The organism is Chromobacterium sp. HL1 (assembly GCF_057418835.1).
This window is the reverse complement of the sequence record NZ_CP162399.1, coordinates 3178656-3191290: the sequence shown is the minus strand read 5'-3', so window position 1 is coordinate 3191290 and position 12635 is coordinate 3178656. Positions and strand designations below refer to the sequence as shown.

Here is a 12635-nt window from a genome sequence, read left to right as displayed (position 1 = left end):
TTGCTGGCGTCCCCACGGGGATTCGAACCCCGGTTACCGCCGTGAAAGGGCGATGTCCTAGGCCTCTAGACGATGGGGACTGAATTGTGGTGGAGATAAGCGGGATCGAACCGCTGACCTCTTGCATGCCATGCAAGCGCTCTCCCAGCTGAGCTATACCCCCACGGAGTGTTTCGCCCTTCCCGGCTTTCGCCCGGTCGGTCTCGACAGGAAGCGAACTATACCTAGGCTTTTCAGGCCGCGCAAGGCTTTTCTCAAAATATTTCCCTTGGCGGACGCCGGGTGAGAAAGGGGGTTTAAGGGGCGGCGGCGGCGGCTTTTGACGCCGCTGGCCGCAAAGCCGTGATTTTCTGGGAAAAATCAGTTTATTCCTATTCCAAGCCATTGGGGTGGCGGGGATAGAATATCCGCGGAAAAACAATTCACGTCCGGCATTAGCGCAAAGAGTTCATGCCGGACAAGGTTAAAGCCTGGCTCAAATCGACGGCTAACGATGGATGGCATAGACATGAGAATGCCGGGCGCGGATTGGCCGGGGTGGGAAGGGAAGCGACAGTCCGGCAAAGCTTTAGGAGGCGTGCATGAATAAAAAACAGTTGATCAACGAGGACTTGCTGGACTCCTCCTCGGACCAGGCTTTGAAAGAAGCCGCGGTTTTCCTGCTGAACACCCTGACGGACCGCGTTCAGTTGCGTCAGCAGAAAGGGATAGAAGAAATTGAGCGGCTGGCCATGGCTTACGGCCTGATTCTGCCCAAGCTCTACGCCAAAAACGGCGTGACGCCCAAATATCAGAACCCGGCGATGCCTCACCAGACCTGGTCCGGCCGCGGCAGGCCGCCGGTGTGGCTGGTGGAGGCGGAGGCCAGGGGAGAGGACCGCGAGCGTTTTGTGATCAAGAGTCAGAAAAGATTGGGGCAGGTCTAGAAGCATTCACCATCTGCCGCGCCTTGTGAAGCCTGGCATGGTGAGCACCGCTTCGAAATGCTCGTGCGCCGCGAGCGCGTTCCGCTTCTTCCGCTGTTTTCATTTTGTCTCGCGCTGGCCCGCGAGACCTTGAATGGATGCTGGCGCCGCGGCGGCCGGCTCAGGCGCGTTTCAAGGGTCCTGGTGTTCCAGGCGCATGCGCGCTCGCGCATCGCGCTCCGCTTGCCGCTGCCTGCTTTGCAGCGTGGTGGCGACAAAGTCCAGATGTTGTTCCACCGCTTGCTGCGCGGCGTCCGGCTGCTTGTCGCGGATAGCTTCCCAGATGGCCAGATGCTGCGCGCGCAGCGCGTCCGCCACTTCTCCCACCGCGAACAAATCGGCGATATTGTCCTTGACGTGCCGATGCAGCATGGCCAGCAGGCTGCCGCTCAGATGGGCGAACAAGACATTGTGCGAGGCCTCGGCCACCGCCTGGTGAAAGCGCACGTCGGCCTGCGCCTGCTGAGCCAGATCTCCGCCGTCGTAGGCATTCTGCAATTGGTTCACGCAATGTTCCAGACGCTGTAGATCGGCCGGCGTGGCGCGGTTGGCCGCGCTGCGCGCCGCCGCGCCTTCCAGCACCCGCCTGAATTCCAATAAGTCTCCGTGCAAGTCCTGATGCTGGTTCAGCAGCTTTTCCCAGGGGTCGGAAAACGCGGTCTCCAGCCGGTCCGTCACCCAGGTGCCGCCGCCCTGGCGGCTGCTGAGCAGGCCGCGCGACGCCAGTTGCTGGATCGCCTCGCGCAGCGAGGGCCGGGACACGCCGAACTCCTCGGCCAGCTGCCGTTCCGGCGGCAGGCGGTCTCCCGGTTTGAGCACGCCGTCCAGAATGCGCTTTTCCAGTTGTTCGACGATGACGTCGGAGAGTTTGGGGATGTTCAGTTTGGGATAGGCCATGGCGCCGGGCTTGTCGGTTCGGAAAAATTGGTCAGACCAGAGTGAGTGCAGCTTACCACAGCCGGTGCGGGAATCCGCGTCGTCATATTGACGGACTCAAGCAATCACTCTAGAGTTGTTTTAATAAAAATAATTGGTCTTACCAATTTACAAAGGAAACCGGATGAAGCCTGCCAACGTGTATCTGTTCGGCACCTGTCTGTTGGACCTGTTTTTGCCGCAGGCCGGCGTGGACGCCATCGCCTTGCTGGAAGGCCTGGGCTTGCGAGTGCACTTTCCGCAGCAACAGAGCTGCTGCGGCCAGCCGGCCTATACCAGCGGCCATCCGGCGGAAGCGCTGGCGGTGGCGCGGGCGCAGCTGGACTGCTTCGCCGAGGACTGGCCCATCGTGGTGCCGTCCGGCTCCTGCGGCGGCATGATCAAGTACCATTGGCCCAAGCTGTTCGCCGGCCAGCCGGACGAGGCGCGCGCCTGCGCGGCGGCCGCGCGGGTGGTGGAGTTCAGCGATTTTCTGCTCAACCATCTGGACTGGCGGCCGCAAGATCAGGGCCCCAAGGTGAAGGTGGCGGTGCACACCTCCTGTTCCGCCCGCCGCGAAATGAATGTGCATCTGTCCTCTTGGGCCTTGCTGGAGCGGCTGGCCAATGTGGAACGGGTGGTGCACGACCATGAATCCGAGTGCTGCGGTTTCGGCGGCACTTTTTCGATCAAGCATCCTGACATCGCCGGGGCGATGGTGACGGACAAGGCCGCCGCGCTGCGGGACAGCGGCGCGGTGGAGTTCATCACCGCGGACGGCGGCTGTCTGCTCAATATCAACGGCAAGCTGGCCAAGGAGGGCGGGGCGTTTCGGGGCCGGCATCTGGCCAGCTTTCTGCTGGAGCGCGTGGGAGGCAAGGCATGAGCGCCCGCGACGCCATTCTGGCCAAGCTGCGCGCCGCGCCGCGCGAGGAGTTGCCGCGGCCGGAGCTGGACGCGCATTTCCGGCGCTTCGCGCCGCCGCAGCACAGCCTGGACGCCTTGCGCGGCTGGGCGCGGGCGATGCGGGCGGTGAAGACCGAGGTGCTATGGGTGCGCGCCGACGACTGGCACACGCGGCTGGCGGTGTGGATCGCGCAGCGGCGGCCGGCTTCCTTGCTGCTGTCCGACACCGCGCACGGCCGCCGCGCCGAGGCGGTGCTGCAAGGCTTGCCGACGCCGCCGGCGCTGCGTTTCTTCGACCGCGCCGTCGACGACTGGAAGGCCGAGCTGTTCGAGATCGAGGCGGCGTTCACCGCGGCGCGCTGCGGCATCGCCGCCACCGGCACCCTGGTGCTGTGGCCGGACGCGCAGGAGCCGCGGACCATGAGCCTGGTGCCGCCGCTGCACATCGTCCTGTTCGACACCGCCACGCTCTATCCGGACTTCTACAGCGCGATGCGTTGCGAAAACTGGCAGGACGGCATGCCTACCAACGCCTTGCTGATTTCCGGCCCGTCCAAGACCGCCGACATCCAGCTGACGCTGGCCTACGGCGCGCACGGCCCGCGTGAACTGCTGGTGCTGGCGCAGCTGCCCGAGCACATCGATCCGGCGCAGCTGGAGCAGGCGGAGGAGGCCCGACCATGAGCGAGCACAAGATCGAGCTTTATCCCTCGCGCCAATTCAAGCAGCAGGCGCGCGCGGCATTGGCCGACGGCGAACTGCGCCACAGCCTGCGCGGGGCGATGGATTTTCTGATGGCCAAGCGTTTGTCGGCCTTCGACGATCCGGCGGAACTGGACGCCTTGCGCGCATTGGGAGAAGCCATTCGCCAGCGTTGCCTGTCGCGGCTGCCGGACTTGCTGGAGCAGTTGGAGGCGCGGCTGAGCGCCAACGGCGTGCAAGTGCATTGGGCCGAGACCGCGGACGAGGCCAATCGCATCATCCACGGCCTGGTGGCGGCGCGCGCCGGCCGGCTGATGGTCAAGGGCAAGTCCATGGTCAGCGAGGAAATCGAACTCAACCACTATCTGGAAGCGCGCGGCGTCGCCGCGGTGGAAAGCGATATGGGCGAGTACATCGTGCAGTTGGCCGGCGAAAAGCCCACCCACATCATCATGCCGGCGATACACAAGACCAAGGCCGACATCGCGCGGCTATTCCACGACAAGCTGCCGGGCACGCCCTACACCGAGGACGTGGACGAGTTGATACAGATAGGCCGCGGCGCGCTGCGCCGGCTCTATCTGGACGCCGACGTCGGCCTGTCCGGCGTCAACTTCGCGGTGGCGGAAACCGGCACGCTGTGCCTGGTGGAGAACGAGGGCAACGGTCGCATGTGCACCACGGTGCCGGACCTGCACATCGCCATCACCGGCATCGAGAAAGTGGTGGAGAAGCTGGCCGACGTGCCGCCCTTGTACAGCCTGCTGACCCGCTCCGCCATCGGCCAGCCCATCACCACTTATTTCAATATGATCAGCGGCCCGCGCCGCGCCGGCGAAAAAGACGGTCCGCGTGAAGTGCACCTGGTGCTGCTGGACAACGGCCGCAGCCAGGCCTACGCCGACGCGCAATTGCGCAAGACCCTGCAATGCATACGCTGCGGCGCCTGCATGAACCATTGCCCGGTCTATGCCCGCATCGGCGGCCACGCTTACGGCACAACCTATCCGGGGCCGATAGGCGAGATCATCTCGCCGCATCTGCTGGGCCTGGAAAACACCCGCGACCTGCCCACCGCCTCCAGCCTGTGCGGCGCTTGCGGCGAGGTCTGCCCGGTGAAGATCCCCATCCCCGAGATGCTGATGCGGCTGCGCGAGGAAAGCCAGCGTCCGGCCGGGGAGGCAGTCAGCCATCCGCTGCGCGGCCAGGGCGCGGCGGCCAGCGCGGCGGAGCGGCTGGCCTGGAAGGGCTGGCGCCAGGTCCACGCCTCGCCGCGGCTATACCGCTGGTTCGGCTGGGGCGCCACCCGGCTGCGCAAGCTCGCGCTTGGCGGCCAGTTGGGCTGGACCCAGAACCACGCGCCGCTGACGCCGGCGCCCAAGACCCTGCACGAGCTGGTGCGCGAACGCGAAGCGCGCCGCGCCGCCGGGGAGCGGCCATGAGCATGAGCCCGGCGCATCAGGCTTTCCATAGCGATTTGCTGACGGCGATGCCGGCGGCGCGCATCTACACCGACCCGCTGTCCACATTGGCTTACGGTACCGACGCCAGCTTCTACCGGCTGCGGCCGCAAATCGTCGCCCGCGTCGACAGCGAGGCGGAAGTGGCGGCCATCCTGGCGCTGGCGCGCCGCCACCGGGTGGCGCTGACCTTCCGCGCCGCCGGCACCAGCTTGTCCGGCCAGGCGGTCAGCGATTCGGTGCTGGTCTTACTGGGCGATGGCTTCAACCATGGCCAGGTCTTGGATGACGGCGCGCGCGTCCGGCTGGGGCCGGCGATGATAGGCAGCCACGCCAACGCCCTGCTGGCGCCTTACGGTCGCAAGATCGGCCCGGACCCGGCGTCGATCAATAGCGCCAAGATCGGCGGCATCGCCGCCAACAACTCCAGCGGCATGTGCTGCGGCACCCGCGACAACAGCTATCACACGCTGGCGGCGATGCGCCTGCTGCTGCTGGACGGCGCTGTGCTGGACACCGGCGACGCCGCCAGCGTGGCGGCTTTCCGCCAGTCCCACGCCGCGCTGCTGGCCGGCTTGTCCGGCCTGGCGGCCGAACTGCGCGCCGACGCGGCGCTGGCCGAGCGGGTGCGCCGCAAATACCGGCTGAAGAACACCACGGGCTACGGCATCAACGCCTTGCTGGATTTCGACGACCCGGTGGACATGCTCAGCCATGTGCTGATCGGTTCCGAGGGCACGCTGGGCTTCATCAGCGAAATCACCTTCCACAGCGTGGTGGAGCATCCGCACAAGGCCTCGGCCTTGCTGCTGTTCGACGCGCTCGAGCCGTGCTGCCGCGCGGTGTCGGCGCTGAGCGCGGCCGCGGAAGCCCACGGCGTGGCGGCGGTGGAGCTGATAGACAGCCGCAGCCTGCGCGCCTTGCACGGCAAGCCGGGGCTGCCGGATTTCCTGGCGCGGCCGTTCGGCCCGGAGGAGGCCTGTTTGCTGATCGAGGCGCGGGCCGGTTCCGAGGCGGAGCTGGAGCGCCATTGCGCGGCGATAGACCAACTGTTGGCCGGTTTCGCGCCGCGTCTGTCCAGCGGCTTCAGCCGCGAGGCCGCAGTCTGCGACAGCTATTGGGCCTTGCGCAAGGGCCTGTTTCCGGCGGTGGGCGCGGTGCGGCCGCTGGGCAGCACCGTGGTGATCGAGGACGTGGCTTTTCCAATTCCGCAGCTGGCCGACGGCGTGGCCAGGCTGACCGCCTTGTTCGACCGCCACGGCTATGACGAGGCCTTGTTGTTCGGCCATGCGCTGGACGGCAATCTGCATTTCGTGTTCGCGCCCAGTTTCGACAGCGAGCGCGAGGTGGCGCGTTACGACGCCTTCATGCAAGACGTCAGCGCGCTGGTGGCCGGCGAATACGACGGCTCGCTGAAGGCCGAGCACGGCACCGGCCGCAATGTCGCGCCCTTTGTGCGCCAGGAGTGGGGCGACGCCGCCTGGAACATCATGCGCCGCATCAAGGCCTTGTTCGACCCGGACGGCCTGCTCAATCCCGGCGTGATCATCACCGACAACGAGCGGCTGCACCTGGAAAACCTCAAGCCCTTGCCGGCGGCCGATCCCATCGTCGACCGCTGCATCGAATGCGGCTTTTGCGAGGCGGCCTGTCCGTCGCACGGGCTGACGCTGAGCCCGCGCCAGCGCATCGTCGCCTGGCGCCGCATCCAGCAACTGAGCCGCGACGGCGGCGCGGCGGAAGAGCTGGCCGCGCTGCGCGCCGATTTCCGCTACCGCGCCATCGACACCTGCGCCGCCACCGGCATGTGCGCGACGCGCTGCCCGGTGGGCATCAATACCGGCGAATTGATGAAGCGCTTGCAAGGACCGTCGCCGCGGCCGCGCGCCGCGCGCTTCGCCGCCCGCCACATCGGCGCCGCCGCGTCCGCCGTCCGCGCCGGCCTGGCGCTGGCGTATCTATTCGGGCCGGAGCGGCTGCACCGCATCAGCTTGCGGCTGCGCCGCCGCCACAAGGTGATTCCCTTGCTGCCCGCGCAGCTGCCGCGGCCGGCCGGCCGTCTGCCCGCCGCCGGCGGCGACGGCGAGCCGGTGGTGCTCTTCCTCAGCTGCGTCAACCGCGCGCTGGCCGCGGACGCCGACGGCGGCAACGCCGCCGCGCCCACGCTGGCCTTGCTGCGCCGCGCCGGTTTCAGCCCTCGCTATCCGTCCGGCCAGGATGGCCTGTGCTGCGGCCAGCCCTTCGCCTCGGCCAATGCCGCGGAGGCGCTGGACATCAGTCAGAACGCGCTGAACCTGGCCTTGCTGGCCGCCAGCGAAGACGGCCGCCATCCGGTTTACCTGGACAACGGGCCGTGCGCGGCGCGCATCCTGTCCGCCCAGCGCCAAGGCCGGCTGGACGCGCGCTTGCGTCTGTTCGACGCGGCCCGCTTCCTGGACGCCTTCGTCGCGCCGCGGCTGGCGGTGACGCGCAAGCTGGCGCAACTGGCGCTGCACATCCCCTGCAGCGCCGCCGAGATGGGCGCGGCGGACGCGCTCAAGCGGCTGGCCGGCCGCTGCGCCGAGCGGCTGACGGTGCCGGACATCGCCTGCTGCGGCTTCGCCGGCGACAAGGGCTTCACCGTGCCGGAACTGAACGCGCACAGCTTGCGACGGCTGCCGCCGGCCTTGCCCCAGGGCTGCCGCCACGGCGTGTCGATGAGCCGAACTTGCCAGATCGGCCTGAGCGAGCACGCCGGCTTTGAATACCGCAGCGTCGAGGCGCTGCTGGATTTTTGCACCACCCCAAAAAGCGGCCCGCTATGAAGGCCGCATCGTTGGCGCCGCCGTCCGGGAGGATGGCTGGCTCCGAGTTGAAACGCCGGTAAACATCCTTCCCTGAGCGCATTCCGTCCACACGGCCGCGGCTAGCCCGCCGCCGCGCGGATGTTTGTGCGCGCAAGAAGAAGGAGAGACTACAGAGGAGACATCATGATCTGGACCCAAAACTACTTTCCGTCCGGCGGCATGGCGCTGTCGGCGCTGATGGCGGCCTTGCCGATTATTTTCTTTTTCCTGGCGCTGGCGGTGTTCCGGCTCAAGGGCCATGTCGCCGGCAGCCTGACCGTGCTGCTGGCGCTGCTGGTGGCCACGCTGTTCTACGGCATGCCGGCGGACATGGCGCTGGCCGCCGCCGGTTTCGGCTTCGCCTACGGCCTGTGGCCCATCGCCTGGATCATCATCGCCGCAGTGTTTCTGTACAAGATCACCGTCAAGACCGGGCAGTTCGACATCATCCGCGCCTCGGTGTTGTCGGTGACCGAGGATCAACGGCTGCAGATGCTGCTGGTGGGCTTCTCCTTCGGTGCCTTTCTGGAGGGCGCCGCCGGCTTCGGCGCGCCGGTGGCTATCACCGCCGCGCTGCTGGTGGGCCTGGGCTTCAATCCGCTGTACGCGGCCGGCCTGTGCCTGATCGCCAATACCGCGCCGGTGGCTTTCGGCGCCATGGGCATTCCCATCATCGTCGCCGGTCAGGTCACCGGGCTGGACCCTTTCGCCATCGGCGCCAAGGCCGGCCACCAACTGCCGTTTCTGTCGGTGCTGGTGCCGTTCTGGCTGGTGATGATGATGGACGGCCTCAAAGGCGTGCGCCAAACCTGGCCGGCGGTGCTGGTGGCCGGCGGCTCCTTCGCCGTCACTCAGTATTTCACCTCCAACTACATCGGGCCGGAGCTGCCGGACATCACTTCGGCCCTGGTCAGCCTGGTGTGTCTGACGCTGTTCCTGAAAGTGTGGCAGCCGCGCGAGATCTTCACATTCGCCGGCCGCCGCGCGCCCAGCCCGCGCCGGCCATCCGGCTTCGGCCTGGGCCGGATCGCCCGCGCCTGGGGGCCGTTCCTGATCCTGACCGCGCTGGTGACGCTGTGGAGCCTGAAACCGTTCAAGGCCTTGTTCGCCAAGGGCGGCGCGCTGGAGCACTGGGTGCTGAAGTTCCATGTGCCGTATCTGGACAATCTGGTGATCAAGACCGCGCCCATCGTGGCCGCAGACAAGCCTTACGAGGCGCTGTACAAGCTGGACCTGCTGTCCGCCGTGGGCACCGCCATTTTCGTCGCGGCCTTGCTGTCCATCGTGTTGCTGCGCTTCCGCCCGGCGCAGGCCGCCGCCGCCTTCGGTGAAACCCTGCTGGAACTGAAGCGGCCCATCCTGTCCATCGGCATGGTGCTGGCCTTCGCCTTCGTCGCCAATTATTCCGGCATGTCCAGCACGCTGGCCTTGTGCCTGGCCAATACGGGCAAGGCCTTTCCCTTTTTCTCGCCCTTCCTGGGCTGGCTGGGGGTGTTCCTGACCGGTTCCGACACCTCGTCCAACGCCTTGTTCTCGGCCTTGCAGGCGTCCACCGCGCATCAGTTGGGCGTGTCGGACATTCTGCTGGTGGCGGCCAACACCACCGGCGGCGTGACCGGCAAGATGATTTCGCCGCAGTCCATCGCCGTGGCCTGCGCGGCGGTGGGCCTGGTGGGCAAGGAGGCGGACCTGTTCCGTTTCACCCTCAAGCACAGCCTGATCTTTTGCAGTCTGGTGGGGGCGATGACTTACGCGATGGCGTATTTCTGAGAACCTGTTCAATGTCTGCTGCGCTTCAGCGATACGGCGTTAAAAACAAGCTCAAAATGCTCATGTACCACGTGTACATTCCGCTTTTTCGCTCGTTTTCGCCTTGTCTCGCTCTTGCTCGCGAGACTTTGAACAGGCTCGGAGATCGTAAACAGGTTCTGAGAGCCCGGCTCAAGGCCCGGCGGCGTGGACGCGCCGGGCCGGGGGCGGCTTACAGGATTTCCTGGTTTTCGCAGAAGAAGCTGATCGAGTCGAAATTGACCTGGGTGACATGGTTGGTGACCGGCACCATATTGATCAGGTGGCGGGTGCCGATGTCGAAGATATGGTATTCGCTGGCCAGGCTGCCGTACTCGGACGGCGACTTGGTCTTTTTGACGATGGTGACCGCGTTGGCCTCGCCGTTCCAGCCGTAGCTGGTGTTGAACTGCAGCAGGCGGTTGATGTAGTCGCCGGTGGGCGAATGCAGGAAGAAGTGGATGGTCTCGTTCTTCATGTCCAGATCGATGAAGCCGCTGGTGATCGCCGTCTCGCCGCTATTGCGCGGGAATTTGAGCTCGGAGATGCGGGCGGTGCAGATGGTGCGGCTGTCCATGATGTAGTTGTGGCCGGCATAGCCCAGATAGAGCGCGATCAGAAACAGTCCGAGAGCGATCAGAACACGATTTTGTTTTTGCAATTGAGATCGCTCCCGTATTTCTTGTCGCACAGATAACTCGCCGTGCATTTGCCGCTCTTGATGTAGAAGGCGTCGCCGCCGCTTTCCGGCAGCTTGGGCGCGTCGCGGTAGACATTGCCCACCACGAACAGGCTGCGCGCGCCGTCGCGCATTTTATGAATGTTCATTTGCGGAATCCACCAAGAGGCGTGCCAGCCCAAGAGCAGGCCCGCGGCCGTGATGGCCAGCATGGCCAGCGCCTGGCGGCGATCGACACGGACCGGCAGCCGCCAGCGCGCCATGCGCCGCTTGGGCGCCGGCGCGGCTCCGGCCGCGGGCGGGAGGCTTTCCGGCGCGGGCAGGGCGCCGTCGGCGTCCTCCCGCGGCTCCAGCGTGGCGAAGGCGCCGACGAATTGGCAGCCGCGCCTCGGAATGGTCTTGATGATCTTGGGATCCAGCCCGCTTTTCTCAAGCTGCGCGCGCAGATCGAATACCAGCTTGTGGTAGCTGGAGTCGGTGACGATGGTTTTCCCCCATACGTTTTCAATCAGCTCGTTTTTTTCGAACAGTCCGGAGAGCAAGAGCTTGAGCAGCAGCGCTTCATTGTATTTCAGGATGATCTTGTCTTGATCCCCGGGCAGCAGGCTGCCCTCGTCAGGGTCGAAGACGACTTTGTCTTCAATATGGAATCTCATTTTTATAATCTTTCTTCCCACGCCGCGGCCGGTATTGGAAACGCCTTGCGGCATTTGATATTACGGCCAGGACGGGTTCGGCGATATTTTAAATTACCCCATAGGTAATTTGCTCTAAATCGATTATAGGTAGCAATACCCAACTGCCAAGCTGGCCTTGCCAAGTGATGTTGCGGGGGAGCCGAAAGGTAAGCGGAAATGACAAGAGCGCCGGGCGCGCTCTTGATTTGACGTCAAATATTTTCCAACAGAATCCGCTTCTTTTCAAGAGGATGGCCGCGTTCGCCGCGCGGACCGCATGCGCGAACGGACGGCGAAGTCCGCTGGAACTCAGGCCTGTAGGGCATTGCCGCCGGGATGGCGGCGTCGGGGAATCCGGCGTATTCGGCGTGGCCGGCCCGCAACGAAAACCATGGATTTGGCGAAAGGCCGGAGCGGCCGGCGATGACTACGGAATTGTAGCGACGCGATTACAGCGCGCCGGCGCCGGAACGGAGCCGAAACGCCCGCCGAGGCGAGTCCGGCGCGAAGCGCGCATGAAAAACCGGGATAAGGGAGCCGCCAATAAGATGGCCTGTCGCTTGCTATTGAGGACTGAGTGGAATTGACGGCTCTGGCAAATGGCTGCGGCCGCTTGTTAAAACCAGCGGCGCTTTTGGCTTAATGCGTGGATTTAAGCTGTGTGATTTCTTGTTGCGCTCGCAGCAGCTCCTGCTCTATCGCATTAATTCTTTTATCTCTGCTGTTAAGTTCGTTTAACAGTTGCTCGCTCAGCAATTGCGCCTGATCCAGACATAGGATCAGCGCGGAGAGTTTGGCGCTGTTGGCGAGTTGCTCCATTAAAGGATTGCCGGCGTTGGCGTGGTCTTTGTTTTTATATTGCATGCTGAATGATGTGTGTTGTTATTCAATACATTTAGGCAGTCGAAAGCGGATTTCGCGCCCACGGAACAGAGCGGAGATCATAGCATGCAGTTTGGATGAGCGGGGGCGCAAGCCTTGAGAATTAAGCTTTTTGCCAGGGGTGGTAAGGAATGATAATGATTGCTGCGGCCGTTGTTGGCCCTGTTCGGGCCGATATCGGACCTGGGGCGGCGGCCAAAACGATAATCATTTCTAATGGCTGATAATAAATTGTACTGGTTTGGATAAAGACATTTAGTATCAACAGGGTTAAGCTGGCCGCTGATGTTTTTTGGAGGCAGTGGCCGTGTTAATGGCGGGAAATGAAAAAGTATTGGAAGGCTTGGCCCAAGAGCGGGAGATGATTTGGCGGCAGGATTTGGAGAGCTTGACGGTTTATATCGAAAACCTGATTAGAAAAACCTCCGCCATGGGCGCGGTGGTGCCTGGACTCTATCGCGCTTTGAGAATATGCAGCGTCGCCCTGAAAGGCGGCGGCGTGGGCGGCAAGGTGTATCTGACGCGCAAGGAGCGTTTGGATATTTATTGGGCGGTGAAGTCGGAAGCGTTTTCCATTTGATTATTGGTCAGTAGTGGCGTTTATTTTTGGATTGGGAAATCAATTGTGTCGCTGATCGGTTTTGTATGTTGTCGCGTATTTAGCATCGCTTTGTTCTGGTGCGGGATGAAGGCGCTGGGCATAGGCGTTTTGATGCTGCTCTTGCATATTGGCAAGGAGAAGGCTTTGAATGCGCCCTTGCGGCGCGAGTGAGCGCCTGCGCCTGGTTTGTGGCAGCAAAGTCAGGCGCGGGCTTCTCCTCGCCCCGCCGGAGCGG

General features: G+C 64.1%; 12 protein-coding genes and 2 tRNA genes. 8 read left to right on the top strand and 6 right to left on the bottom strand.

What is annotated here, in order from left to right:
- Positions 1-4: 4 nt before the first annotated feature.
- Positions 5-80 (bottom strand) — tRNA-Glu (locus AB1Z25_RS14390).
- Between the two features lie 7 nt (positions 81-87).
- A tRNA-Ala gene (locus tag AB1Z25_RS14385) sits at positions 88-163 on the bottom strand.
- A gap of 418 nt (positions 164-581) precedes the next feature.
- Between AB1Z25_RS14385 and AB1Z25_RS14380 the strand changes: the two genes are divergently transcribed.
- Positions 582-926, top strand: coding sequence for an H-NS histone family protein (locus tag AB1Z25_RS14380; protein ID WP_107799839.1), 345 nt, complete (start codon positions 582-584; stop codon positions 924-926).
- 171 nt (positions 927-1097) lie between these two features.
- On the opposite strand, the gene AB1Z25_RS14375 is transcribed toward AB1Z25_RS14380, so the two are convergent.
- Positions 1098-1862 carry an FCD domain-containing protein gene (locus tag AB1Z25_RS14375; RefSeq protein ID WP_235087612.1) on the bottom strand — a complete coding sequence of 255 codons (765 nt, stop codon included), beginning with the start codon at positions 1860-1862 and terminating at the stop codon, positions 1098-1100.
- A 163-nt stretch (positions 1863-2025) separates the two neighbouring features.
- Here AB1Z25_RS14375 and AB1Z25_RS14370 point away from each other — a divergent pair, with 163 nt between their 5' ends.
- The 5 genes from AB1Z25_RS14370 to AB1Z25_RS14350 all read left to right on the top strand — a co-directional run bounded on the left by AB1Z25_RS14370 (position 2026) and on the right by AB1Z25_RS14350 (position 9543).
- Entirely contained in the window at positions 2026-2766 is a 741-nt protein-coding gene (locus AB1Z25_RS14370) for a (Fe-S)-binding protein (protein WP_235087615.1), read from the top strand.
- Positions 2763-3470 (top strand): LutC/YkgG family protein, encoded by a 708-nt coding sequence (locus AB1Z25_RS14365; RefSeq protein ID WP_107799836.1) that lies wholly within the window; start codon positions 2763-2765, stop codon positions 3468-3470. Before AB1Z25_RS14370 ends, AB1Z25_RS14365 begins: the two co-directional genes overlap by 4 nt.
- The gene (locus AB1Z25_RS14360) at positions 3467-4930 is read left to right on the top strand and encodes a LutB/LldF family L-lactate oxidation iron-sulfur protein (protein WP_107799835.1); all 1464 of its coding nucleotides are present in this window, start codon (positions 3467-3469) and stop codon (positions 4928-4930) included. Before AB1Z25_RS14365 ends, AB1Z25_RS14360 begins: the two co-directional genes overlap by 4 nt.
- Positions 4927-7752 (top strand): FAD-binding and (Fe-S)-binding domain-containing protein, encoded by a 2826-nt coding sequence (locus AB1Z25_RS14355; RefSeq protein ID WP_486635528.1) that lies wholly within the window; start codon positions 4927-4929, stop codon positions 7750-7752. The genes AB1Z25_RS14360 and AB1Z25_RS14355 overlap by 4 nt, the downstream gene beginning before the upstream one ends.
- A 162-nt stretch (positions 7753-7914) precedes the next feature.
- Positions 7915-9543, top strand: a complete 1629-nt coding sequence (locus AB1Z25_RS14350) for a lactate permease LctP family transporter (RefSeq protein ID WP_227108597.1) — start codon at positions 7915-7917, stop codon at positions 9541-9543.
- A 211-nt stretch (positions 9544-9754) separates the two neighbouring features.
- Here the strand turns inward: AB1Z25_RS14350 and AB1Z25_RS14345 are convergent, their stop codons facing one another.
- From AB1Z25_RS14345 to AB1Z25_RS14335, 3 genes are all read right to left on the bottom strand, one after another.
- Positions 9755-10222: a hypothetical protein gene (locus AB1Z25_RS14345; RefSeq protein WP_107799833.1), complete on the bottom strand. Its 468-nt coding sequence runs from the start codon at positions 10220-10222 to the stop codon at positions 9755-9757.
- A complete protein-coding gene (locus AB1Z25_RS14340) occupies positions 10198-10950 on the bottom strand; it encodes a winged helix-turn-helix domain-containing protein (protein WP_486635527.1) in 753 nt (250 codons plus the stop codon). Before AB1Z25_RS14340 ends, AB1Z25_RS14345 begins: the two co-directional genes overlap by 25 nt.
- A gap of 606 nt (positions 10951-11556) precedes the next feature.
- Positions 11557-11781, bottom strand: a complete 225-nt coding sequence (locus tag AB1Z25_RS14335; RefSeq protein WP_107799831.1) for a hypothetical protein — start codon at positions 11779-11781, stop codon at positions 11557-11559.
- Between the two features lie 331 nt (positions 11782-12112).
- On the opposite strand from AB1Z25_RS14335, the gene AB1Z25_RS14330 reads away from it, so the two are divergent.
- On the top strand, positions 12113-12379 hold the full coding sequence (locus AB1Z25_RS14330; protein WP_146176662.1) for a hypothetical protein: 267 nt from the start codon (positions 12113-12115) through the stop codon (positions 12377-12379).
- A gap of 45 nt (positions 12380-12424) precedes the next feature.
- On the top strand, positions 12425-12571 hold the full coding sequence (locus AB1Z25_RS14325) for a hypothetical protein (RefSeq protein ID WP_157222177.1): 147 nt from the start codon (positions 12425-12427) through the stop codon (positions 12569-12571).
- Positions 12572-12635: the final 64 nt, after the last annotated feature.

Bases quoted from the DNA above. Each gene is read 5' to 3' on its own strand.
- AB1Z25_RS14330 (WP_146176662.1), top strand. From the start codon at position 12,113: ATGGCGGGAAATGAAAAAGTATTGGAAGGCTTGGCCCAAGAGCGGGAG.
- AB1Z25_RS14340 (WP_486635527.1), bottom strand. From the start codon at position 10,950: ATGCCGCAAGGCGTTTCCAATACCGGCCGCGGCGTGGGAAGAAAGATT.
- AB1Z25_RS14360 (WP_107799835.1), top strand. From the start codon at position 3,467: ATGAGCGAGCACAAGATCGAGCTTTATCCCTCGCGCCAATTCAAGCAG.
- AB1Z25_RS14380 (WP_107799839.1), top strand. From the start codon at position 582: ATGAATAAAAAACAGTTGATCAACGAGGACTTGCTGGACTCCTCCTCG.
- AB1Z25_RS14370 (WP_235087615.1), top strand. From the start codon at position 2,026: ATGAAGCCTGCCAACGTGTATCTGTTCGGCACCTGTCTGTTGGACCTG.
- AB1Z25_RS14365 (WP_107799836.1), top strand. From the start codon at position 2,763: ATGAGCGCCCGCGACGCCATTCTGGCCAAGCTGCGCGCCGCGCCGCGC.
- AB1Z25_RS14335 (WP_107799831.1), bottom strand. From the start codon at position 11,781: ATGCAATATAAAAACAAAGACCACGCCAACGCCGGCAATCCTTTAATG.
- AB1Z25_RS14355 (WP_486635528.1), top strand. From the start codon at position 4,927: ATGAGCATGAGCCCGGCGCATCAGGCTTTCCATAGCGATTTGCTGACG.
- AB1Z25_RS14375 (WP_235087612.1), bottom strand. From the start codon at position 1,862: ATGGCCTATCCCAAACTGAACATCCCCAAACTCTCCGACGTCATCGTC.